This is a genomic window from Mesorhizobium sp. ESP6-5, from assembly GCF_020164695.1.
GTDB lineage: Bacteria > Pseudomonadota > Alphaproteobacteria > Rhizobiales > Rhizobiaceae > Mesorhizobium > Mesorhizobium australicum.
Map to the genome: position 1 here is coordinate 298,575 of NZ_JAIUGR010000008.1, position 20,657 is coordinate 319,231.

22 protein-coding genes and 1 tRNA gene are annotated in these 20,657 nt (G+C 62.4%); 10 read left to right on the plus strand and 13 right to left on the minus strand.

What is annotated here, in order from left to right; all coding sequences use genetic code 11:
• Positions 1-265 precede the first annotated feature (265 nt).
• Positions 266-1,093, plus strand: coding sequence for a type I methionyl aminopeptidase (gene map / locus LB524_RS15945; RefSeq protein ID WP_140716652.1), 828 nt, complete (start codon positions 266-268; stop codon positions 1,091-1,093).
• 30 nt (positions 1,094-1,123) lie between these two features.
• Here the strand turns inward: map and LB524_RS15950 are convergent, their stop codons facing one another.
• Positions 1,124-1,507 carry a hypothetical protein gene (locus tag LB524_RS15950; RefSeq protein WP_224528017.1) on the minus strand — a complete coding sequence of 128 codons (384 nt, stop codon included), beginning with the start codon at positions 1,505-1,507 and terminating at the stop codon, positions 1,124-1,126.
• A 188-nt stretch (positions 1,508-1,695) separates the two neighbouring features.
• Here LB524_RS15950 and radC point away from each other — a divergent pair, with 188 nt between their 5' ends.
• Positions 1,696-2,457 carry a RadC family protein gene (radC, locus tag LB524_RS15955; RefSeq protein ID WP_140616103.1) on the plus strand — a complete coding sequence of 254 codons (762 nt, stop codon included), beginning with the start codon at positions 1,696-1,698 and terminating at the stop codon, positions 2,455-2,457.
• 155 nt (positions 2,458-2,612) lie between these two features.
• Here the strand turns inward: radC and LB524_RS15960 are convergent, their stop codons facing one another.
• Together LB524_RS15960 and tig are read right to left on the minus strand one after the other, a co-directional pair.
• Complete coding sequence (locus LB524_RS15960; protein ID WP_224528020.1) at positions 2,613-3,137, minus strand: hypothetical protein; 525 nt, start codon at positions 3,135-3,137, stop codon at positions 2,613-2,615.
• 152 nt (positions 3,138-3,289) lie between these two features.
• Positions 3,290-4,774 (minus strand): trigger factor, encoded by a 1,485-nt coding sequence (gene tig / locus LB524_RS15965; RefSeq protein WP_140661129.1) that lies wholly within the window; start codon positions 4,772-4,774, stop codon positions 3,290-3,292.
• A gap of 360 nt (positions 4,775-5,134) precedes the next feature.
• Between tig and LB524_RS15970 the strand changes: the two genes are divergently transcribed.
• Positions 5,135-5,217: transfer RNA gene (locus tag LB524_RS15970), tRNA-Leu, on the plus strand.
• Positions 5,218-5,329: 112 nt separating this feature from the next.
• On the opposite strand, the gene LB524_RS15975 is transcribed toward LB524_RS15970, so the two are convergent.
• Both LB524_RS15975 and LB524_RS15980 read right to left on the minus strand, forming a co-directional pair.
• On the minus strand, positions 5,330-5,914 hold the full coding sequence (locus LB524_RS15975) for a GDYXXLXY domain-containing protein (RefSeq protein WP_224528023.1): 585 nt from the start codon (positions 5,912-5,914) through the stop codon (positions 5,330-5,332).
• Positions 5,911-7,029 carry a DUF2157 domain-containing protein gene (locus LB524_RS15980; protein WP_224528026.1) on the minus strand — a complete coding sequence of 373 codons (1,119 nt, stop codon included), beginning with the start codon at positions 7,027-7,029 and terminating at the stop codon, positions 5,911-5,913. Before LB524_RS15980 ends, LB524_RS15975 begins: the two co-directional genes overlap by 4 nt.
• A 233-nt stretch (positions 7,030-7,262) precedes the next feature.
• Between LB524_RS15980 and LB524_RS15985 the strand changes: the two genes are divergently transcribed.
• From LB524_RS15985 to LB524_RS16005, 5 genes are all read left to right on the plus strand, one after another.
• Positions 7,263-7,403: a DUF1127 domain-containing protein gene (locus tag LB524_RS15985; RefSeq protein WP_013531315.1), complete on the plus strand. Its 141-nt coding sequence runs from the start codon at positions 7,263-7,265 to the stop codon at positions 7,401-7,403.
• Positions 7,404-7,452: 49 nt separating this feature from the next.
• Positions 7,453-7,593 (plus strand): DUF1127 domain-containing protein, encoded by a 141-nt coding sequence (locus LB524_RS15990; RefSeq protein WP_224528040.1) that lies wholly within the window; start codon positions 7,453-7,455, stop codon positions 7,591-7,593.
• 570 nt (positions 7,594-8,163) lie between these two features.
• Complete coding sequence (gene trmFO, locus LB524_RS15995; RefSeq protein WP_140661126.1) at positions 8,164-9,576, plus strand: methylenetetrahydrofolate--tRNA-(uracil(54)-C(5))-methyltransferase (FADH(2)-oxidizing) TrmFO; 1,413 nt, start codon at positions 8,164-8,166, stop codon at positions 9,574-9,576.
• Between the two features lie 71 nt (positions 9,577-9,647).
• Entirely contained in the window at positions 9,648-9,950 is a 303-nt protein-coding gene (locus LB524_RS16000; protein WP_015317549.1) for a type II toxin-antitoxin system ParD family antitoxin, read from the plus strand.
• The gene (locus LB524_RS16005; protein ID WP_140661125.1) at positions 9,922-10,248 is read left to right on the plus strand and encodes a type II toxin-antitoxin system RelE/ParE family toxin; all 327 of its coding nucleotides are present in this window, start codon (positions 9,922-9,924) and stop codon (positions 10,246-10,248) included. Before LB524_RS16000 ends, LB524_RS16005 begins: the two co-directional genes overlap by 29 nt.
• 8 nt (positions 10,249-10,256) lie before the next feature.
• Here LB524_RS16005 and LB524_RS16010 read toward each other — a convergent pair whose 3' ends face one another.
• From LB524_RS16010 to yajC, 6 genes are all read right to left on the minus strand, one after another.
• Positions 10,257-11,207: a sterol desaturase family protein gene (locus LB524_RS16010; RefSeq protein WP_181166278.1), complete on the minus strand. Its 951-nt coding sequence runs from the start codon at positions 11,205-11,207 to the stop codon at positions 10,257-10,259.
• Positions 11,207-11,629: a hypothetical protein gene (locus tag LB524_RS16015; protein ID WP_224528052.1), complete on the minus strand. Its 423-nt coding sequence runs from the start codon at positions 11,627-11,629 to the stop codon at positions 11,207-11,209. The genes LB524_RS16010 and LB524_RS16015 overlap by 1 nt, the downstream gene beginning before the upstream one ends.
• A 96-nt stretch (positions 11,630-11,725) precedes the next feature.
• On the minus strand, positions 11,726-12,574 hold the full coding sequence (locus LB524_RS16020; protein ID WP_224528130.1) for a phytoene/squalene synthase family protein: 849 nt from the start codon (positions 12,572-12,574) through the stop codon (positions 11,726-11,728).
• Position 12,575: 1 nt separating this feature from the next.
• Positions 12,576-12,968: an Mth938-like domain-containing protein gene (locus LB524_RS16025; protein ID WP_140724168.1), complete on the minus strand. Its 393-nt coding sequence runs from the start codon at positions 12,966-12,968 to the stop codon at positions 12,576-12,578.
• A gap of 28 nt (positions 12,969-12,996) precedes the next feature.
• Positions 12,997-15,546 (minus strand): protein translocase subunit SecDF, encoded by a 2,550-nt coding sequence (gene secDF, locus LB524_RS16030; protein WP_224528054.1) that lies wholly within the window; start codon positions 15,544-15,546, stop codon positions 12,997-12,999.
• Positions 15,547-15,596: 50 nt separating this feature from the next.
• Entirely contained in the window at positions 15,597-15,938 is a 342-nt protein-coding gene (yajC, locus tag LB524_RS16035) for a preprotein translocase subunit YajC (protein ID WP_224528056.1), read from the minus strand.
• A 291-nt stretch (positions 15,939-16,229) separates the two neighbouring features.
• On the opposite strand from yajC, the gene LB524_RS16040 reads away from it, so the two are divergent.
• The gene (locus tag LB524_RS16040; protein ID WP_224528058.1) at positions 16,230-17,105 is read left to right on the plus strand and encodes an ATP-binding protein; all 876 of its coding nucleotides are present in this window, start codon (positions 16,230-16,232) and stop codon (positions 17,103-17,105) included.
• Between the two features lie 39 nt (positions 17,106-17,144).
• Here the strand turns inward: LB524_RS16040 and LB524_RS16045 are convergent, their stop codons facing one another.
• Complete coding sequence (locus LB524_RS16045; protein ID WP_224528061.1) at positions 17,145-17,966, minus strand: AraC family transcriptional regulator; 822 nt, start codon at positions 17,964-17,966, stop codon at positions 17,145-17,147.
• A 115-nt stretch (positions 17,967-18,081) separates the two neighbouring features.
• On the opposite strand from LB524_RS16045, the gene LB524_RS16050 reads away from it, so the two are divergent.
• Positions 18,082-18,978, plus strand: coding sequence for an NAD-dependent epimerase/dehydratase family protein (locus LB524_RS16050; protein ID WP_224528132.1), 897 nt, complete (start codon positions 18,082-18,084; stop codon positions 18,976-18,978).
• A gap of 103 nt (positions 18,979-19,081) precedes the next feature.
• Here LB524_RS16050 and LB524_RS16055 read toward each other — a convergent pair whose 3' ends face one another.
• On the minus strand, positions 19,082-20,614 hold the full coding sequence (locus LB524_RS16055) for a peptidoglycan DD-metalloendopeptidase family protein (protein WP_140723705.1): 1,533 nt from the start codon (positions 20,612-20,614) through the stop codon (positions 19,082-19,084).
• Positions 20,615-20,657: the final 43 nt, after the last annotated feature.

Below are 20,657 nucleotides of genomic sequence, written 5' to 3' on the forward strand. Positions count from 1 at the left end.
TCGTTTTGTGCCACGGAAATGTGTCGTCACTGCGGAAAGTCGCCGCTTTGCTGCAGCGGCAAAGGCAAAGCCTGCCGGCACCAGGCGGCCCGGCAGTGGAAAGCAACGCCGCGAAAAACGGGAAAGCATTGCCTCGGCAAGCGAATATCCGGGCGGCTGAGACCGCATCAGGCAGTTCTTCCTTGAACCTTTCGCCCCCAAGTGCCAAATCTGGTGGCACTTACGCGTCTCACTCCTGCCGCGCGCCACCTTCTATATGGACAAAATGGTCACCTATCTCGACGCCGCCACTGCACCGCTCAGAAACACCGGCCAGATCCGCCTCTATGGCGAGGAAGGCTTTGCCGGCATGCGCAAGGCATGCGACCTCACCGCGCGCTGCCTGGACGAGCTGGTGCCAATGGTCGGTCCCGGCGTCACCACGGACACGATCGACCGTTTCGTCTTCGAGTTCGGCATGGACAACGGCGCGCTGCCGGCCACACTCAACTATCGCGGTTACACGAAATCGTCCTGCACCTCGATCAACCATGTCGTCTGTCACGGCATTCCCGACAACAAGCCGCTGAAGGATGGCGATATCGTTAACATCGACGTGACCTACATCCTCGATGGCTGGCACGGCGATTCCTCGCGCATGTATCCGGTCGGCACGATCAAGCGCGCCGCCGAACGCCTGCTCGAGGTCACCCATGAGTGCCTGATGCGCGGCATCGCCGCGGTCAGGCCGGGCGCGCGCACCGGCGCCATCGGCGCCGCCATCCAGACCTACGCCGAAGCGGAGCGCTGCTCCGTGGTGCGCGATTTCTGCGGCCACGGCGTCGGCCAGCTGTTCCATGATGCCCCAAACATCCTGCATTATGGCAGCGCCAATGAAGGCGTGGAAATGCGCGCCGGCATGATCTTCACCATCGAACCGATGATCAATCTTGGCCGGCCGCATGTGAAAGTCCTGTCGGACGGCTGGACGGCGGTGACGCGCGATCGCTCGCTGTCGGCGCAGTATGAGCACACGATCGGCGTGACCGATACCGGCTGCGAGATTTTCACGCTGTCGCCCAAAAAGCTCGACCGCCCCGGCCTGCCGATTTAGGACGCTGTGGCGAGGGTCTTGAATAGCGGCCTATTTCCAGTGTTTGCGCGGCCGCCAGTCTTCGTCCTCATTCATATCTCGTAGCCAGCGCATTATTTCCCGGCAATTGCGCGGACGGCCATCGCTAACCCTGCCATTGATGCAGGGATCGTAGCGTTCGCGCCGGTAATTGTCGTGCCGTTCCCGATAACGCTCCCGGCGGTCCAGCATGCGCAGGAGCTCCCGGCAGTTATGCGGCTTACCGTCGCTGTAACGGCCGTCTGTGCAGGGATCATCGTATTGGATGAAATGGATCGGGAGGTTCTGATCAGAGCGGCTACCGGCGCGTACGGCATCGATCACCAGGGCAGCCATTGCAGGGCTGAAGCTCAGAAGCAGCCCGGCGGACAGCAGGATACGAACGAGGCTGGGCATCTTGGTTCTCCGATGCGGGGCCATCAATGGCGATGCCGTGAGCTTGCGCGACCCCCATTGCCGCAACATTGCGTCGAGGTCGGTGGCTAACTTATTCCTTGCCGCCGAAAAGACCTCGACCGCCCCCGCCCGCCGTCCTAGTGTTTCGCGGGGATCAGCGATCATTGCTCGGGCTGGATGGGCGGCACATGGCGACACAGGGCGATGACGACGAGCGGAGTTTCTTCTCCGAGGTGCCAGTGCGGCAAGCCACGAAGGCCAGACAGGCTCCCGCCGAAAAGCCTCACTATCTCGGCCACCGTGATCGTCTGCGCGAGCGCTTTGCCTCGGCCGGCCCGGATGCCTTGCCCGACTATGAACTGCTGGAACTCCTGCTTTTCCGCCTGATCCCGCGCGCCGACACCAAGCCGGTCGCGAAGGCGCTGCTGGCCCGCTTCGGCACGTTGGCCGAAGTGCTCGGCGCGCCCGTCGGCCTATTGCAGGAGGTCACGGGCATCGGCCCGACCGTGGCGCTCGAGCTGAAGGTCATCGCGGCGACCGCCCAGCGCATGGCGCGCGGCGAGGTTCAGGGCCGCGAAATCCTCTCGTCATGGCAGCAGCTCCTCGACTATTGCCGCTCGGCCATGGCGTTCGAGGCGCGCGAGCAGTTCCGCATCCTTTTCCTCGACAAGAAGAACGCGCTGATATCAGACGAGGTGCAGCAGACAGGCACGGTCGACCACACGCCCGTCTATCCCAGGGAAGTGGTCAAGCGCGCGCTCGAACTGTCGGCCACCGCGATCATCCTGGTCCACAATCACCCCTCCGGCGACCCGACGCCGTCGCGTGCCGATATCGAGATGACGAAAGAGATCATCGAAGCCGCCAAGCGGCTGGGCATTTCCGTGCATGACCACATCATCATCGGGCGAAAGGGCTATTCCAGCATGAAGGGCCTGCTGCTGATCTAGGTCTTGTATTCGCGAGACGGCAACGCCACGGCGCTGGCGATTATCCTGGCCGGAATTTGAAATCATTCAATTGTGGAAAGAACGATGCTGATGCCGCGCACTCGCGGATCAATCTTCCAGTGGCAACAGCCCAAAAGATCGCCACTCTTCTAAAATCAAGGCCGATCAGTCTTGCAGCTGCCGGCAATCTGGCTGACCGCCTCGTCGAAGCCGGCGAGGTCGAAATCGGCTTGGCCACGCCCCGACAACAATCCGAAGCGCCATGACAGCAGCAGGCGGTTTGCCGGAACGAGGCGCTTGATGCCATCGGCGCCGTCGCGCATCAGCTGCCTGCCGCGCGTGCCGACGGACCAGCTCTCGTCAAATTTGCCGGCGCCGTCGATGGTCACCGACATGGTGATTTTCCGGCTTGCGGAGACCGCGTCGTTCAATTGCAGCCATTCGGTCCAGGCCGGCTCGCCGTCAGCCCGGCAAGCGATGGTCAGCACCGGGCTGTAGCTCAGCGCGCCGCCTCCGGTGATCAGTTTGTTGGTGGCATAGACCGACGCCGTGACGAGGCCGTCATTGGCCGTGTCAAAACGCCAATTCTCCGTACCGGCCCCGGCAGCGCCGCAGGCCAAGGCAAGGAAAAGCACCGTGGCGGCAGCGCGCCTCGTTCCCACGAACACCCCCAACGACATCACCAATTACCTCTGGCCTTCCAACCAACCAGATAATGATCAAGGCTTCGTATCGCCACCGGTGCCCATCAGGAACGAATCCGATGTTGCAGTTTGGCAACGAAAAAAGGCCGCCCGGAGGCGGCCTTTCGGAATTCGCTGCAATGAGCGGCCTATTCGGCGTCCTTGGCGGCCTTCTTTTTCGGCGCGGCCTTTTTCTTCGGCTCTTCCGTCTCGTCAGCGGCATCGCTTGCCTTGGCTTCGGCCTTCTTCGACGCGGCTTTCTTGGCCGGCTTCGCCTTGGCCTTGGTCTCGTCTTCCTCGTCGTCGGCCATCAGCTCTTCCTTGCTGACCTTGACGTCAGTGACCGAGATCTGTTCTAGCAGGTGGTCGACAACCTTCTCCTCGAACATCGGTGCCCTCAGCGCGTTGAGCGCCTCGGGATTACTGCGATAGAACTCGAAGGCTTCCTGCTGCTGGTTGGCCGGGAAGCGGCGAACCTGCTCGAACAGGCCGCGTTGCAGTTCCTCGTCCGAAACCGTGACGCCGGCCTTCTCGCCGATCTCGGCCAGCACCAGGCCAAGGCGCACGCGGCGCTCGGCAAGGCGCATGTATTCGGCGCGCGCATCTTCCTCGGTCGTCTCTTCGTCGGCGAAGGTGCGGCCGGCGGCTTCCAGGTCGCGGTTGACCTGCGCCCAGATGTTGTTGAACTCGGCTTCGACGAGCTTCGACGGCGCTTCGAACGAATAGGCCGCATCGAGCTGGTCGAGCAGCTGGCGCTTGACCTTCTGGCGCGTCATCGAACCGAACTGGTTCTCGATCTGGCCGCGCACGATGTCACGCAGGCGCTCGAGCGATTCCAGGCCAAGGTTCTTGGCGGTCTCGTCGTTGATTTCGAGCTCGCCGGGCTTCGACACTTCCTTGACGGTGACCTCGAAGGTCGCTTCCTTGCCGGCCAGATGCGCCGCCTGGTAGTTTTCCGGGAAGGTCACGGTGATCTGCTTCTCGTCACCGGCCTTGGCGCCGATCAGTTGATCCTCGAAGCCCGGAATGAACTCCTTGGAGCCCAGCACCAGCGGCTGGTCGTTGCCGGCGCCGCCAGCGAAAGCCTCGCCGTCGATCTTGCCGACATAGTCGATCGTGACGCGGTCGCCTTCGGCGGCCTTGCCGGTCTTCGGCTCGTAGCTGCGCGCCGATTCGGCGACGCGCTTGACCTGGTCGTCGATTTCCGAATCCGGAACGTCGAACACCTGGCGCGTCACCTTGATGTCGGAGAAATCCTTGATCTCGATCGCCGGAATGACCTCATAGTTGAGGCGGAACTCGAAGTCGGCGCCGCCGGCCAGGATCTTCTCGGCTTCCTTCTCGTCCTCGGTCATGATGACCTCAGGCTGCATGGCGGCCTTTTCGCCGCGCCCGGTGATGATCGAGCGGGTCGAGTCGTTGAGGATCTCGTTGACCACTTCGGCCATGAACGACTTGCCATAGACCTTGCGCAGGTGCTGCACCGGCACCTTGCCCGGACGGAAGCCGTTGATGCGGACCTTGTTGCGGGCGTCCGACAGCCGCGCCATCAGCTTGGCTTCCATATCACCGGCCGGCACGGTGATCTTGATCTCGCGCTTGAGACCGGAATTGAGAGTTTCGGTGACCTGCATCGTAAAACCTTTGTTTTCACCAATGAGGCTGCCAAACGGCTCCCTGCCGTTCACAGCCTGCCGGTAATTCTTGCCGGGAATGGCTTTTGGTACGGAACCTGGCGATTTGACCGGAAATACGGCTCAAACTCTCCCAAACTGCGTTCCAAAATGTGAATAAGTTCTTGTTTTTCCTACTTCTTATCACATCTTGTAGAAGCGGATCGTCGCGTTCCGTCACATTTGACACGCCTTTTGTCACAGGCGAGCCTAATTTTCAACAGTCTTCGCGTTTAGGCGAATAACCAACATTCCGGCCCTGAGCCGACATCTTGTCTCCGACATTGACAGAATGATGGCTACATGGGATTGCCGGGCCACGCGGGTATGGCGGAACTGGTAGACGCACCAGATTTAGGTTCTGGCGAGAGATCGTGGGGGTTCGAGTCCCTCTACCCGCACCACTTTTTCGCGCTTTGAGCGTCGGGTGGCAGGCCACCCGACGCTCGCTAGACGAAGGAGCGTCCTGCGAGACCTGGCGAAGAGGACCGGCGTCGTTATCGCGCGTCCCACGACCTAATAGAGCGGCTCCTTGAAAAGCGTCTTGTCGCCATCCATCAGCGCCTTGATCTGCGCCGTGCCGTCGGCGGCGAGCGCCAGCTTGATCCCGAACGGGCGCACCCGCATGTCGCTCTGGATCGCCATCCCCTCGCCTTCGGGCAGATAGAAGCGCTCGATGCCGTAATCCGGCGCGATCGTCATGCCTTCGCCGCGAAGATCCCAACCTGCGGCGACATGGCCCGAAATGTCGGCTTCGTCCGCGGCGGCCGGCGTCGGCGCCGTGCCGAACCAGGCGGCGGTCGGCGTCCAGTAGCCGTCGGCGCCCTTCTTCAGCCGGACCACGATCGAGGTGTCGTCGCTGGACTGTTTGTCGGACGCAATGTTGGCGATCATTTTAACCGGTATGCGCGAGATGTCATAGCCGAGGACGATATAGTCGCCGCGCAGCAAGTCGCGCGGATCGACTGGTTGGATCTTCAGCAGCACTTCCTTGCCATTACGCAGGATCGCCGCCCGGCTGGCGATGATCCAACTGAGAAAACCGAGTTGGACGAGCGCCAGCACCAGCGCCGAGATGACAAGCCTCTTCCCGGTCATCATGCCGTGGCTCCCCCAATGGCCGGACCCTTCATGCGTTTTTCCACGCGGATGATGACGATCGCAAGCACGCCCAGCAGCAGCGCGGCGGCAAGGAAGAAGCCGGCGGTGTCGAGCATCGACTGAAGCGTCACGACATAAATGATGGCGAGTTCGAAGGCGAAGCCGAGATAGGCCAGCCAGCGCAGGCCACGGCTCTCACGGCCTGCGAACACGACTGCCGCGACGATCCCCGCCAATGCGACGACCGAAGCGATGGCGAAACCGCTGTTGTAGGTGCTCTCGTCAGCCAGTTCGAACTGGATGATGGCCAGGCCGGTGAGGAAGCCAAGCAGCGCGTGCAGGGGCAAACGACCGCCGAGTTGCACGATCCTGTCGACCGGTTCCGGCGCAAGAACGGCAGCTGCGAAAAGCGCGACGGAGACGATGACCAGAGGGATCGCTACCGGCAGCGTCGCGTGATCCATGGCCAGGAGCACCACATAGAAAAGCAGCGACAGGATGATCAGATGCCGCGCCGGCTGGCTGCGGGTCCAGAACGATACGGCAAACAGCACCACCGCCATGACGATGAAGGCGTGCGGAAACTCGCTACGGCTGTAATAGTCAAACCCTTTCAGGAACAGCCAGGCGTCGGCGATGCCGATCGCTGTCACGGTCAGCGCGTTGGAGCGCAGCGCCACCGCCGCCAATGCCGTGCCGGCGCCCCAGGTGACCAGGGCGGAAGCCTCGTCGCCGGACAAATGGTACATCTGCCCGATCAGCGCGATCGAAGCGCCGAACGCGGCCGCCGCCACGACCCACAGGGCTTCGCCGATCGCCGCATGGTCGCGCGTCTTCAGCACCGCCCCGCCGACATAGCCGCCAAGGATAACGGCGAACAGCGCGGCCACCCGCGCCAGCCGCGGGATCGCTTCCCAATTGGCGGCGACGAAGATCAGGATGGCCGCTCCAAAGAGCAGGGCCGCCATCATCGCGAGGATCGAGCCGAAGCTGAGCGACTGGCGGGCGTTGGCGTCGACGTCACGGACCAGGGAATCGGCTGTGGCGGCGTCGATCAGGCCTGCCTGCCGCCACCGCGCGATATCGGACCTTAATCGTGATGAATAGCCCGCCATTCCCCTTCTCCCCCAGTTGGTCTTTTTTCAGCCGATCAGCCCAAACCGTTGACGTCACGGCACTTTCTGATTCGGCTTCTTTGTCTCGGGTCGGTGAAGCCGCGTTAATGTTGCATTGCACAATTTGCATTGCTGCCATGCAGCCATAGCGCTTTTAAATCGATATGGGTCCCCCTACTTATGGTTCGTACACAAACGGAATGATCCGCAAGAAAGACGAAACGAGAACTACCATGAACCTGATCCGCAACTACCGCAACTGGCGCCGCTACCGGGACACCGTCTCCGAGCTGAGCCGCCTGAGCAACCGTGAACTGACCGACCTCGGCATCAGCCGCAGCGACATCCCTTACGTCGCTCGCAAGGCGGTCTAATCCTTCGGGCCGCGAATGGTCCGAACCAGTTTTGAAAAAGAGAACGACAATGAACTTGATCCGCAACTATCGTAACTGGCGCGTTTATCGCGAGACGGTTACCGAGCTGGGTCGCCTTTCGAACCGCCAGCTGCATGATCTCGTCATCGTCCGCGACGAAATCAAGATCATCGCCCGCCAGGCGATGTAACCAAGGAATTTCGCTGGGGTCGACCTCCTCCCCGACCCAAGCGAATTCGGTCCGCCCTTACCTCCTCCCAAGGGTTGACCATCAAAACGGCGCCCGCCGCACCTCCTCCCGCGGCGGGCGTTGTTTCCCCGGGGCAAAAGGATTTTGCCCCAGAGGTTTCGCCCTCTGTAAAAATGCGAAGAGAATTTCGTCTGAGCCGACCTCCTCCCCGGCGATGACGAATAGGCCCAACCTTCACCTCCTCCCGAAGGTTGGCCACCCAAACGGCGCCCGCCGCACCTCCTCCCGCGGCGGGCGCTGTTTCCCCGGGACAAACGAATTTTGCCCCAGAGGTTTCGCCCTCTCTAAAAATGCGAAGAGAATTTCGTCTGAGCCGATCTCCTCCCCGGCGATGACGAATACGGTCGGCCTTCACCTCCTCCCGAGGGTCGACCCCCAAAACGACACCCGCCGGACCTCCTCCCCCGGCGGGTGTTGTTGTATTCAGGGGCAGGTGTTCCCGACCAGGCGTTTCGCGTTACCGCCACGCGACAATTGCAATCGCCGCGGCAAGCGATTATTCCGGCGGCCATGAGCAAAAATCCAATCCATATCATCGGCGGCGGCCTCGCCGGTTCCGAAGCGGCATGGCAGGCGGCCGAGGCCGGTGTTCCCGTCATCCTGCATGAAATGCGCCCGGTTCGCGGCACCGATGCCCACAAGACCGATGGCCTGGCCGAACTCGTCTGTTCCAATTCCTTCCGCTCCGACGACGCCGAAAACAACGCCGTCGGCCTGCTGCATGCCGAAATGCGGCTGGCCGGCTCGCTGATCATGAGCGCCGGCGACGCCAACCAGGTGCCGGCAGGCGGCGCGCTGGCCGTCGACCGCGATGGTTTTTCCGACGCGGTGACGAAAAAGCTCGAGGCACATCCGCTGATCACCATCGAGCGCGAGGAAGTTCCCGGCCTGCCGCCGGCGGAGTGGGACCAGGCGATCATCGCCACCGGGCCGCTGACCGCGCCATCGCTTGCCCAGTCGATCGCCGAAGCGACCGGCGCCGATGCGCTCGCTTTCTTCGATGCCATCGCGCCGATCATCCATTTCGACACGATCGACATGGATACCTGCTGGTTCCAGTCGCGCTACGACAAGGTCGGGCCTGGCGGCACCGGCAAGGATTATATCAACTGTCCCATGGACAAGGATCAGTACCTCGCCTTCGTGCAGGCGCTGGTCGACGGCCAGAAGACCGAGTTCAAGCAATGGGAAGGCACGCCCTATTTCGACGGTTGCCTGCCGATCGAGATCATGGCCGAACGCGGCGTCGAGACGCTGCGCTACGGACCGATGAAGCCGATGGGCCTCACCAACGCGCACAATCCGACGGTGAAGGCCTATGCGGTCGTCCAGTTGCGGCAGGACAATGCGCTGGGCACGCTCTACAACATGGTCGGCTTCCAGACCAAGCTGAAGCACGCCGAACAGGTGCGCGTGTTCCGCACCATTCCGGGCCTCGAAAACGCCGACTTCGCCCGCCTTGGCGGCCTGCACCGCAACACCTACATCAACTCGCCGACCTTGCTGGACGCCTCGCTGCAGCTGAAGTCGCGACCCGGCCTGCGCTTTGCCGGCCAGATCACCGGCTGCGAAGGCTATGTCGAGAGCGCCGCCATCGGCCTGCTCGCCGGGCGCTTCGCCGCGGCCGAGCGGCTCGGCCATGCACCATCGCTACCGCCGCTTACCACCGCCTTCGGCGCGCTGCTCAACCACATCACCGGTGGCCACATCGTTTCCGACGACGAGCCGGGCAAACGCTCTTTCCAGCCGATGAACGTCAATTTCGGCCTGTTCCCGCCGGTCGAGGCGCCGAAGAGCGAGGGCAAGCGCATGCGCGGCAAGGACAAGACCGTCGCCAAGCGCCACGCCATCACCTCGCGTGCCCTGCAAGACTGCCGTGAATGGCTGGGTGTGCCGGCGCAGACGGCTGAGGCTGCCGAATAAGCTCGCGGCCTGATTGGACGCTCGGCGTAAAGTAGGATACTATCCTACTTTACGCCGAGCGGAGCCGTTCCATGGAAGCAGCCGAGAAACTATCCGTCACCGTCACACCCGCGATGGCACGCATGATCCGCGAAAGAGTCGAGGACGGTTCGTTCGGCTCGGCCAGCGAGGTTATCCGCGCAGCTCTTCGCGCTTTCCAACGCGAAGAAGAGGAACACGCCGAGCGCATGGCCTCGATCAGGGCGCGTGTGAAGGCGTCGATCGAGGATACGAGACCCGCCGTTCCGCTCAATGAGGCAATCGACAGAGTAAAGAACCGCATTTCGCAACTGGCGCGAGACAATGATGATTCAGCGTCTCGCCGTCGTTCTTAGCGAAGGAGCTATATCCGACCTCGAGGCTATCGCCGCCTATGTGCTTGAGAGCAGCGGAAGCGAAAGCATCACCAACGGTTTCGTCGACCGGATCAAGGAACGCTGCCTGGGCGTTGGAAACGTCCCTCGTGGCGGTCGCCCGCGTGATGACATCGCGCCGGGACTGAGGACGGTTCCTTTCGAACACTCCGCTGTTATAGCCTACGTGGTCGAAAGCGATGTCGTTCACATCGTCAACATCTTCTACGGCGGCCGCGACTACGAAGCGCTGATGCGCGATAGCGACAAACCCTCTTGACCGGACAGCTACTCGGCCGGCTCGGCGGTCGCTAACGGCAAGCCTGGCTTGCCCGCCTCCGCAGGATTTCGCCTGACATAAGCAGCCTTCAGCGTCTCCGAAGTTTCGCGTGAGCCGTCATGGCTCCAGCCTGGTGGCTTGATCAGGTAGTTCAGTCGCTCGCTCACTGTCAGCCCCGGCGCGAAGGCATCCCTGAACATGCCGATCCATTCGTGGAACGCCACTTTCAGCGGATTGAAAGTGCCGAGATTTTTCACGATACCGTAGCGCGGCCGGTCCTCTTCCAACTCCTCGACGAAGGTGCCGAACATGCGGTCCCATATGATCAGCGTGCCCGCATAGTTGGCGTCGAGATAGCGCGGGTTGGTGGCGTGGTGGACGCGGTGGTGCGAGGGCGTGTTGAAGATGAACTCGAACCAGTTCCACATCTTGCCGATCGTCTCGGTGTGGATCCAGAACTGCCAGACCAGGTTGAAACCGAAGGTGAAGGCAATCACCGCCGGATGGAAGCCGAGCAGCACCAGCGGCGCCTGCAGCACGAACATGAAGGTGAACAGGCCGGTCCAGCTTTGCCTGAGCGCCGTCGACAAATTGTAGTGCTGGCTGGAATGGTGGTTGACGTGCTCCGCCCACACCCAGCGCACCCGGTGCGCGATGCGGTGGTAGACGTAGTAGCGCAGATCATCGAGAAGGAAGGCCGCCAGGAACACCCAAACCGACAGGCCGAGATTGAAGACTCGGAACTGCCATAGCCACAACAGCGCCCAGTAGGACACGACGCCGAGCAGCAGCCCGGCGACGACGTTGCCGGTGCCCATCATCAGGCTGGTCAGCGTGTCGCGGGTCTCGAACGAGCCCTTGGCGCGACCGGTCCGCACCAGCCAGAGCTCGATCAGGATCGCGGCGACAAAAAACGGAATGGCCAGTTGGGTGACCTGCGGAAACTCGTAGCTGTCCATCACGCTGCCTCCTTCCCGGAACTCGTGTCTCGCGGCCCAAGAGCGTTCCGCAAGGCCTGCACGTCGGCGGCATTGGCGAAGCGGAAGCGGCCGCCCTTCCAGGTGAAGTCCGTCAGCCGCAGCTGGATCGTGTCCGTCTCGTCAGTTTTGGACACAACGACGTCCCGAGGCGTCACGACGCGGGTCAGAAAGCAGTCGCCGATACCGTGGACGATGCCCGTGCGGCCATGGGCAAGATCGAGAAAAGCGGATCGGCTGTCCGCGGTTAGTCGAACCGCGGTCACAATCTCGTCGGGAAAGTCCTCTGCGAAACGGCCCGTGGCTTGATCCGCGCCGGTCAGAGTGACCATATTGCTGCCGCCGGTGAAATGCACGGCGGCTACCGACAGCGCGATGCCCAGAACGACGATCACGACCAGCACGGGCAAGCTCATTAACGGGAATCTCCTCCGGGCCAGCCTGTCGTCTTAGGCGACAGTTCTCGGCAGGCGGACTTCTTAACACGATTGACGTTTACGTCAATGTGTCGGCCAGCCCTTGCCCGCATGGCGCAACAGCAGCCAGTGCCGGCGCAACGCCGACAGCCGTGCCACGCCCCCGAGCGGGGCTCGGCGCGAGCCTTCCATCTTGTCGAGATAAGCGCGTGACAGCGCCAGCGGCAGGAATGCCGGACGCAGCGACCCCGGCAGCGCGGCAGCCCCCCGTTCGAAGGCGGAAAGATGTTCGCGCGCCAGCGAGATCATCGCGGCCACGGCGCGCTGGGCACCGGGACCGCCATCGCCCGCAACGAATTCTTCCGGCGACGAGCCCGCCGCCGCCAAGATGTCAGCCGGGACAAAACACTGCCCGCGCCTGCGATGCAGCGGCAACAGAAGCAAAAGGCCCGTCATTGCCTGCGCGCAGCCCGCCCTGCCCGCCAGTTCGGCGAACCTTGGCGCCTCGACAGGATCGAGCACCATTGCCGCAAGCTGGATCAGCGCGGCTGCCGTCTCGCCGCAATAGCCTTCCAGATCGGTGCGCGACGGCATCGGATCGTCGTAGAGATCGAAAATGCGTGCTTCGAGCATGTTCTCAAAGGCCAGTTTCGGCAGCTTGAACGCCGCAATGGTAGTGTTCAAGGCTTCGGCAACGGGATGGCCCGCGCCCGCCTCGCCGCCGGCGGCGATGACATCGCGCCACCATTGCAGCCGGACCTCCCCCGGCAAAGGCTCATGGATGCGGTCACGAATGCCTGATATCTCGGCATTGAAGGCGTACAGCGAAAACAGCGCCTCGCGCTTGTCGGCCGGCGCGTAGAGCGCGGTGAGATACCGATCATGGTCGGCGACGCGCACCGCATCCATGACGATTTCAGTATTCTGCGACATATCAATCGACAGCGATGAGCGCGGCTGCCACGGCGCGGTTTTCAGCCAGAAGGACATTGTAGGTCCGCACTGCTGCCCCAGTCGACATCGGGTCGGATGCTATGCCGGCATCCTTCAGCGCGGCCCGCAGCGCCGCCGGCAACGGCCTGAGATCCCGACCCATGCCAACCAGCAGGATCTCGACCTTGTCGGCCTCGGCCAGGAGCCTGTCGAAATCCGCCACGGTCAGCGCCAGGGGATTTGCCGGCTCCCAGCCATGGATGCCCGTAGGCAGGCACATGAGCGAGCCGCGATGCGACATGTCGGCAAAGCGGAAGCCGCCATTGCCATAAGCCTCGATCGGCGCGCGGCCGGGGAAATGCGCCTCGCGGATGACGATGCCTTTGCCGGCCATCACTCTGTCACCCCTCCGGGGCCGCGCGTCAGGTCGCGACGGCCTTGCCGCCGCTGACCGGCTTCTCCTCGTCGGTCGAAGCCTGCGGCCGCAGCTTGAACAGGATCAGCAACGGCGCCGCGATGAAGATCGACGAATACGTGCCGAACACGACGCCGAACAGCATCGCCAGCGTGAAGGAGCGGATCACTTCGCCGCCGAACAGCACCAGCGCCAGCAGCGCCAAGCTGGTCGTCACGGACGTCAGCGTCGTTCTCGACAACGTCTCGTTGATGGCGTTGTTCAACAGCTGCGGCAACGGCATTCGCTTGTATTTTCGCAAATCCTCGCGGACGCGGTCATAGACCACGATCGTGTCGTTCAGCGAATAACCGATAATGGTCAGGATCGCCGCCAGTGACGACTGGTTGAATTCGAGCCCGCTGATGACGAAGAAACCAAGCGTCATGACCACATCGTGCACCGTCGCGACGATGGCGCCGACCGCGAACTGCCATTCGAAGCGGAACCAGACATAGATCAGTATGCCGGCCAGCGCGACAATCATGGCGATCGTGCCTTGCTTGGCCAGTTCGCCTGAAACCGTAGGGCCCACCACTTCGACGCGACGGAAATTATACTGATCCTGCAGTTCGCCACGCACCTTGTCGATCACGGTCTGCTCGGCATTTTCACCGGCATCCTGCGTGCCGACGCGGATCAACACGTCGTTGGGTGCGCCGAACTGCTGCACCTGAACTTCGCCGATGTTCAGTTCCGTTAATCGGCTGCGGATGTCACCAATATTGGCATCGCCGCTCTTTGACTGCACCTCGATCAGGGAACCGCCCTTGAAGTCGATGCCGTAATTGATGCCGACGCTCATGAACAACACGACGGACAGTATCGACAATGTGCTCGACAGCGCGAACGTCCACCGGCGAATACCCATGAACGGAATTTTCGTGCCGGGCGGAACGAAGGTCACCGGCGCGCGCGGCAGTTCCTTCGGACGTGCGCGGCGCAGCCAGATCGACACCAGCAGGCGGGTGAAGGTGAAAGCGGTGAAGACCGTCGTCAGGATGCCGATGGCATAGGTGATGGCAAATCCCTTCACCGGTCCGGTACCGAGATAAAACAGCACCACTGTGGCAATCAGCGAGGTGACGTTGGAATCGACGATGGTCGCCAGCGCCTTCGAGAAGCCCGTGTCGATCGCCTGGATCACCGAGCGGCCGGCGCGTCGCTCCTCGCGGATACGCTCATAGATAAGCACGTTGGAATCGACCGCCATGCCGATGGTCAGCACGATACCGGCAATACCCGGCAAGGTCAGCGTCGCGCCGAGCAGCGACAGCAGTCCGACGATCATCGCCACGTGCACCGCCAGCGCGATATTGGCGAGGAAGCCGAGGAAACCGTAGGCGACGAACATGAATGCCACGACGAGAATCGAACCGATGATGCCGGCGACCTTGCCGGCATGGATCGAATCCTGACCGAGGCCCGGACCCACGGTACGCTCCTCGATGACCGTCAATGTCGCGGGCAGCGCGCCGGCGCGCAGCAGCACGGCGAGGTCGTTGGCGCTTTGCGCCGTGAAATTGCCGGAGATCTGGCCGGTGCCGCCAAGGATCGGTTCACGGATCTGCGGCGCCGAAATCACCTGGTTGTCGAGGATGATGGCGAACAGCTTGCCGACGTTCTGCGCGGTGGCCTGGCCGAAGCGGGCGGCACCCTTGGAATCGAAGCGGAACGAAACCACCGGCTCGTTGTTCTGCGAATTGTACGTCGCCTGTGCGTCGACGAGGTTTTCACCCGATACGATAACGCGGTTCTCGATCAGGTACGGAACCGGCGGATCGTCCTGGGAATAGAGCACCGACGAACCGGCTGGCGGGCGCCCCTTGAGCGCGTCCTGCACCGGCATCGACTGGTCGACCATCTGGAAGGTCAGCTTCGCGGTCTGACCGAGAATCTCTTTCAGCCGCTGCGGATCCTGCAGGCCAGGCACCTGGACGAGGATGCGGTCCTCGCCTTGCCGCTGCACGATAGGCTCGGTCGTGCCGAGTTCGTTGACGCGGCGCTCGACCACCTCGATCGACTGCGCCAACGCGGTCGACGTGCGGTATTTGATGCCGGCGTCGGTGACGGTGAACTTAAGCAGGCCCGGCTCGGAATCATCCAGCGCCATTTCCTGGATGGAACCGCCGGTGAACAAGCCGGCGGCGACAGGATCGGTCAACGTCTTCAATGCCTTCTTGGCGGCATCGAGCTGGGCGGGATCGGTGATGCGGACCTGCAGGGTCTTGCCGGTGCCGGCGAGACCGGTATAGCCGATCTTGGCATCGCGCAGCAGTGTGCGGATTTCGTCGCGGGTCGTCTCCAACCGATCCTTGATCAGATCGTTCTGGTTCATCTCCAGCAGGATGTGCGAACCGCCCTGCAGGTCGAGGCCGAGCGTCATCTGCCGCTTCGGCACCCAACTGGGCAGCTGAGCCAGCGTGCTGGCGGGGAACAGGTTGGGCGCGGCGAGGATCACTGTGGCGGCCACGGCCAGCCAGATCAGGATCATCTTGAAGCGCGAGAAATAAAGCATAGGGCGTCGTCCGTCAGAGCGTGTCGCGGATCGCTCCGCCTTGAATCTGGTTATTTCTTGGCGTTCTGGTTGGCCACCGGTTCGCCCTTGACGCGCACATCGGCGATCGTCGAGCGCAGCGCCGTCACCTTGGTGCCGCCGCCAAGATCGATCTCCAGCTCGCTGTCGTCGATCACCTTCGTCACCTTGCCGACAAAGCCGCCGCCGGTGACGACAGTGTCGCCGCGACGAACCGCTGCCAGCATCTCGCCGCGCTTCTTCAGCTGCGTGCGCTGCGGGCGGATGATCAGAAAATACATGATCACGAAAATCAGGACAAACGGCAAAATGCTGATGAACATATCGGGAGAGGCGCCGCCGATGCCTTGGGCGTATGCCGGTGTCACGAACATCGAGGTACTCCTGAATTTTGAAAAACAGCCACCAAACGATCAAGCGGGATTTGGCGGCCCCTAGAAATTTGGCCGGAATATAGTCGGTAAAGTTGTCAATGCAACTGCGCGACCAGGCAAATCGGCTGCTTTTCCGGCCTGTTTAGCCGTGTTAGAGCAGGATCGCGAAAACCGCGAGCCGGTTTTCGGAAAAGATCACGCTCGAACAAATGGTTGCAACCGGTTTCGAAACCGCCGAAATCGAACCGGGTCCACCTGCCGCCGCAAAAACCGAAGCAAAAAAGACCCGACATGACCGATACCAGCATCGACGCCCTGAACCAGAAACTCGACCGCCTGATCGAGGCGGTCAGCCGCCTCGCGTCGCCGCCGGTGCCTCAAACCGACCTCAACGTGGCCGACTGCTTCGTCTGGCAGGCCGATCCGGGCTATCTGGAGCCGGTGTGCAAGGTCAACCGCGTCGATATCGGCCTGATCCGCGGGGTCGACCGCGTCCGCGACATCCTCGTCGACAACACCGAGCGCTTCGCCGCCGGTTTCGCCGCCAACAACGTCCTGTTGTGGGGTGCGCGCGGCATGGGCAAATCGTCGCTGGTCAAGGCCGTACACGCGCAGATCAATGCCAGGGCGAAGCCCGGCCTGCCGCTCAAGCTGATAGAAATCCACCGCGAGGACATCGACACGCTGCCGAAGCTGATGGGCCTGCTGAAGGCGGCCCCCTTCCGCGTCATCCTGTTTTGCGACGATCTGTCCTTCGACCATGACGATACGTCCTACAAGTCGCTGAAAGCAGCACTCGAAGGCGGCGTCGAAGGCCGTCCGGCCAACGTCATCTTCTACGCGACCTCGAACCGCCGCCACCTGTTGCCGCGCGACATGATCGACAATGAGCGCTCGACCGCCATCAACCCATCGGAAGCGGTCGAGGAAAAGGTCTCGCTATCCGACCGTTTCGGCCTGTGGCTCGGCTTCCACAAGTGCTCGCAGGACGAATATCTCGACATGGTCAACGGCTATGCCAGCCACCATGGCCTCGACATCGACCCCGAGCAGTTGCGCGCCGAAGCGCTTGAATGGGCCACCACACGCGGCAGCCGCTCAGGCCGCGTCGCCTGGCAGTTCACCCAGGATCTGGCCGGCAGGCTCGGCAAGCCATTGAAGGATTGAGGCGTTGGATCGCGTCGCCAACCCGATCGACCGACAGCGTCATTTGGGCGGCGGCGTCCGTCGCAAATCGCGCGGCGTTTGACCGATCTCGCGGCGCATCCAATGCGCCAGGTGTGACTGGTGCGCGAAGCCCGTCATTTCAGCTACTTCGCTTGTGCTGAGGTCGCCTCGCTGCAGCAGAACGCGTGCGCGTTCAACGCGACGCCGTAACACGTAGCGGTGCAGGGTGACGCCCGTCGCCACTTTGAACCATGTCCGCAAATGCGAGCTGCTCGCGCCGGCAATTCGGCTTAGTCGATGAATCGAAAGCGGCTCGTGAAGAGACGCCTCGATGTGCTCCAGCACGCGTTTGAGCTGGGTATCCGACAACCGGTTCGTTCGGCGGATATCAGGTTCACCAAGGCCAAGCAGCCTCACCGCCAGTGCGGCGCCAATGCTGTCGGCAAACAAAGGGCCGCTCGGCGAATCTGCATTCAGTTCGCTCCCGAGCGCCCGGGCGAGATGTTCGATGCGCTGGTCGCGAAGCAGGTGGCGCGTGTCGAGCCGCAATGCTTGCCCCTTGCCGCCAAGCTCCGCCACCACCCTTTCCATCAGCGCTGGCTGCAACGCAATCTCGATCGTGTCGAACGGGGTTTCGGCCTCGAAGCCGCCCTCCTGGCCGGCTGGCACCAGGTCGATATCCCCGGCGCGCCTGACGAAATATCGCCCAACCTGATCGCAGTAGGAGCGTGTCGCCGCGCTGGCATGCACCATGATGCGATGGTGTGGAGCCCGGGACAGGCGGTGGACTCCGGCTTCGATATGCCGGGAGGCCATTGTTACATCGGACACGGCTTGAGCCGGAGCGTATTGCGACTGCATGCTCTCTCTCGATTCATGGCAAAACCTGTCCGAGATTTGGCAATTCCCGCGCGATTTTCAATGCCGTCGACCTGTACTCACGCCTCTCCATCAAACTTGGACGAGAGGTTACACCATGAGTTTCTATGTTGTTGTCGGAGCGGGCCCGGTCGGTCGCGAAACCGCTCGCCTTCTTGGCGAGGAAGGACATGATGTCGTTCTCACCAGCCGAAGCGTCGGCTCCAACGCATTGCGGAACGTGCGGCCCATGCAGGCCGATGCTACCGATGCGTCGGAACTCGCGCGTGTCTGCCAAGGCGCCGATGCCATCTTCATGTGCGCCATGGCCACCTATCACAGGTGGCCAACCGATTTTTTCCCCATCATCGACGGCACCGTGCGCGCGGCCGAAGCGGTCGGCGCGAAACTCATCGTGTTGGGCAACCTCTATGGCTATGGGGAAAATGCCGATAGCCCGCTTCGTTCCGACCTGTCCCTGGATCCTACTTCGAAGAAGGGAACGGCCAGGGCGATCATGTGGCAGCGAGCCGCCCGTGCCGACGTGCCGGCAATCGAAGTGCGGTCCAGCGACTATCTCGGCCACGGCGCGATCAGCTACTTCTCGCTGGTCGCCCTGCCCTCCATCATCGAAGGGAAGCCTACCGCTTTCATTGGAAACCTCGATGCGACGCATGCCTGGGCCTTCACCAAGGACGTCGCCAGGACGCTGGTCGCGGCTTCCCGCTACACGGGCAAATGGGGACGGGCGTTTCACGTCCCCTCGCAATACGCCTCACCCCGGGAGCTCATCCAGAAAACCGCTGCGATGCTTCGACAGGAGGTCTCAGAAATCCGTTCTTATTCGATTGCCGAGATGGAAGCATTGGGTATGCATGAGCTCATCGAGATGAGCTATCTTTTCGAGAACCCCTTGCTGGTGGATTCTTCCGACGCCGAGGTGCTTCTCGGTATCAAGGCCAGCAGCCTTGAGGTCATGATCGCCGACACGCTGCGTGATCATCTCCGCGCTTGAGGGCCGGCCTTCGACAGAACTGAAAAAGCCCGCTCCTTGCGGAACGGGCTGAGCCGGCGGGCTGGACTGGAGGTCAGGCGGCCCGCATATCGCTTTTTTTCTTCTATTCGAGATAGCCTGACGGATCGACCGGGGCGGAGTTCTTGCGCACTTCAAAGTGCAGCTTCGGCGAATCCGTCGTGCCGCTCATGCCCGAGAGCGCGATTTCCTGGCCGCGCTTGACCTTCTGGCCGCGCTGGACCTCGATCGAGCTGGCATGGCCATAGACGGTGACCAGGCCGTTCTCGTGGCGCACCAGCACCGTGTTGCCGAACTCCTTGAGGCCGTCGCCGGCATAGATGACAACACCGTTCTCGGCCGCCTTGACCGGCGTGCCCGTGGGCACGGCGATATCGACGCCGTCCTTGCCGGATCCGAAACCGGAGATCACCCGGCCGCGCACCGGCCAGCGCATCTTGCCGATGCCGGTGGCATCGGGTGCCACCGCGTCGTCGTCCTCGGCCTGCTGGATGACCTTGGCGTCCTTCTTCGGCGGCGTGTAGGAGGCCAGCGTTTCCGAAGGCGTGGCCTTTGCCGGGACTTGCGTTGTCGCGGTGGTCACCGGATCGACCTTGGCCGGCTTGGCGCTGGCAACCGTCGCCGTTCCGCCGCCCGGCACCTTCAAGGTCTGGCCGATTTTCAATATGCCGTCCTTCATGCCGTTGGCCTGCTTCAGCGCGACCACGCCGACGCCGGTCTTTCTGGCAATCGAGGACATCGTGTCACCCGACTGAACCGTATAGGTACCGGCGGCGCCGGTTGCCTTGGCCATCTGCGCCGGCTTGGGTTCCTTGGGCTGGTTCGCCGTGGCCGACGCATCGACCTGGGCGGCGGACTTGCCCTCCTTCAGCTTAGGCTGCTGCGGCAGCACCGCCACCTTGTCCGGCGCGCTGGCCGGCAGATCATGCTTGCCGTCCTTTGCCGGCTTTGCGTCGGCGACCTTCGGCTCGGCCTTGCTCGAATAGGCATAGGCCGGGATGACGATCTTCTGGCCGGTCTTCAGCCCCTTGGTCGGGCTCAGGCCATTCACCTTCATGATGACATCGGCCGGCACCTTGTAATGCGCCGCCAGGCCGGAAATGCTCTCGCCGTCCCTGACGGTGATTTCGGTCGCGTGCGGCGTGCCTGCCTGGGCCATCCTCGGCTCGTCGGGCTGGGCATTCTTGAAAGGCTTGGCGGCCGGCGCGACAGTGCCGGTCGTCGTCCTGTCGACATGAGGAGCGGGCCGAACCAAGGCCGGCGCCGATGCGACACGCACCGGATTGGCGGCAGGCGCGAGCGCTGGAGCCGGCTGCGCTTGCGCGGAAGCCGGCGGCGGCAAAGGCCGGCTCGAAACCGGATCGAGGCTGGAACGGCTCACCGACTGCGTGTGGCTGCCATCAAGCGGAGCAGCCGAGACGTCGCCCGGATAAGGCTGCACCGCATCCTGCTTGTTGATGATGGCACGTTGATTGTTGGTCGAGGACGTGAAGACGTCGTCGACACTGTTGAACCGCGAAGCCTGGGAACTGCACCCGGCCGCCGCGCCCGCAATCATCAGAACAGCGCAGCCCCGCGCCAGATTGCGACTATTTGTCTTCAAAACACTGAGTTGCATCGCACTAACCCGCACAAACGCTGCACCAACTGGACAGGATTAA

Coding starts and splice junctions, on each gene's coding strand:
- LB524_RS16045 (WP_224528061.1), bottom strand. CDS start 17,966: ATGCAGTCGCAATACGCTCCGGCTCAAGCCGTGTCCGATGTAACAATG.
- LB524_RS15980 (WP_224528026.1), bottom strand. CDS start 7,029: ATGGCGGGCTATTCATCACGATTAAGGTCCGATATCGCGCGGTGGCGG.
- yajC (WP_224528056.1), bottom strand. CDS start 15,938: ATGTTCGTGACACCGGCATACGCCCAAGGCATCGGCGGCGCCTCTCCC.
- LB524_RS16050 (WP_224528132.1), top strand. CDS start 18,082: ATGAGTTTCTATGTTGTTGTCGGAGCGGGCCCGGTCGGTCGCGAAACC.
- LB524_RS15975 (WP_224528023.1), bottom strand. CDS start 5,914: ATGATGACCGGGAAGAGGCTTGTCATCTCGGCGCTGGTGCTGGCGCTC.
- LB524_RS16020 (WP_224528130.1), bottom strand. CDS start 12,574: ATGTCGCAGAATACTGAAATCGTCATGGATGCGGTGCGCGTCGCCGAC.
- LB524_RS16040 (WP_224528058.1), top strand. CDS start 16,230: ATGACCGATACCAGCATCGACGCCCTGAACCAGAAACTCGACCGCCTG.
- LB524_RS15950 (WP_224528017.1), bottom strand. CDS start 1,507: ATGCCCAGCCTCGTTCGTATCCTGCTGTCCGCCGGGCTGCTTCTGAGC.
- LB524_RS15960 (WP_224528020.1), bottom strand. CDS start 3,137: ATGTCGTTGGGGGTGTTCGTGGGAACGAGGCGCGCTGCCGCCACGGTG.
- LB524_RS16025 (WP_140724168.1), bottom strand. CDS start 12,968: ATGGCCGGCAAAGGCATCGTCATCCGCGAGGCGCATTTCCCCGGCCGC.
- secDF (WP_224528054.1), bottom strand. CDS start 15,546: ATGCTTTATTTCTCGCGCTTCAAGATGATCCTGATCTGGCTGGCCGTG.
- LB524_RS16005 (WP_140661125.1), top strand. CDS start 9,922: ATGATTCAGCGTCTCGCCGTCGTTCTTAGCGAAGGAGCTATATCCGAC.
- LB524_RS16010 (WP_181166278.1), bottom strand. CDS start 11,207: ATGGACAGCTACGAGTTTCCGCAGGTCACCCAACTGGCCATTCCGTTT.
- map (WP_140716652.1), top strand. CDS start 266: ATGGTCACCTATCTCGACGCCGCCACTGCACCGCTCAGAAACACCGGC.
- LB524_RS16055 (WP_140723705.1), bottom strand. CDS start 20,614: ATGCAACTCAGTGTTTTGAAGACAAATAGTCGCAATCTGGCGCGGGGC.
- LB524_RS16000 (WP_015317549.1), top strand. CDS start 9,648: ATGGAAGCAGCCGAGAAACTATCCGTCACCGTCACACCCGCGATGGCA.
- radC (WP_140616103.1), top strand. CDS start 1,696: ATGGCGACACAGGGCGATGACGACGAGCGGAGTTTCTTCTCCGAGGTG.
- tig (WP_140661129.1), bottom strand. CDS start 4,774: ATGCAGGTCACCGAAACTCTCAATTCCGGTCTCAAGCGCGAGATCAAG.
- LB524_RS15985 (WP_013531315.1), top strand. CDS start 7,263: ATGAACCTGATCCGCAACTACCGCAACTGGCGCCGCTACCGGGACACC.
- LB524_RS15990 (WP_224528040.1), top strand. CDS start 7,453: ATGAACTTGATCCGCAACTATCGTAACTGGCGCGTTTATCGCGAGACG.
- trmFO (WP_140661126.1), top strand. CDS start 8,164: ATGAGCAAAAATCCAATCCATATCATCGGCGGCGGCCTCGCCGGTTCC.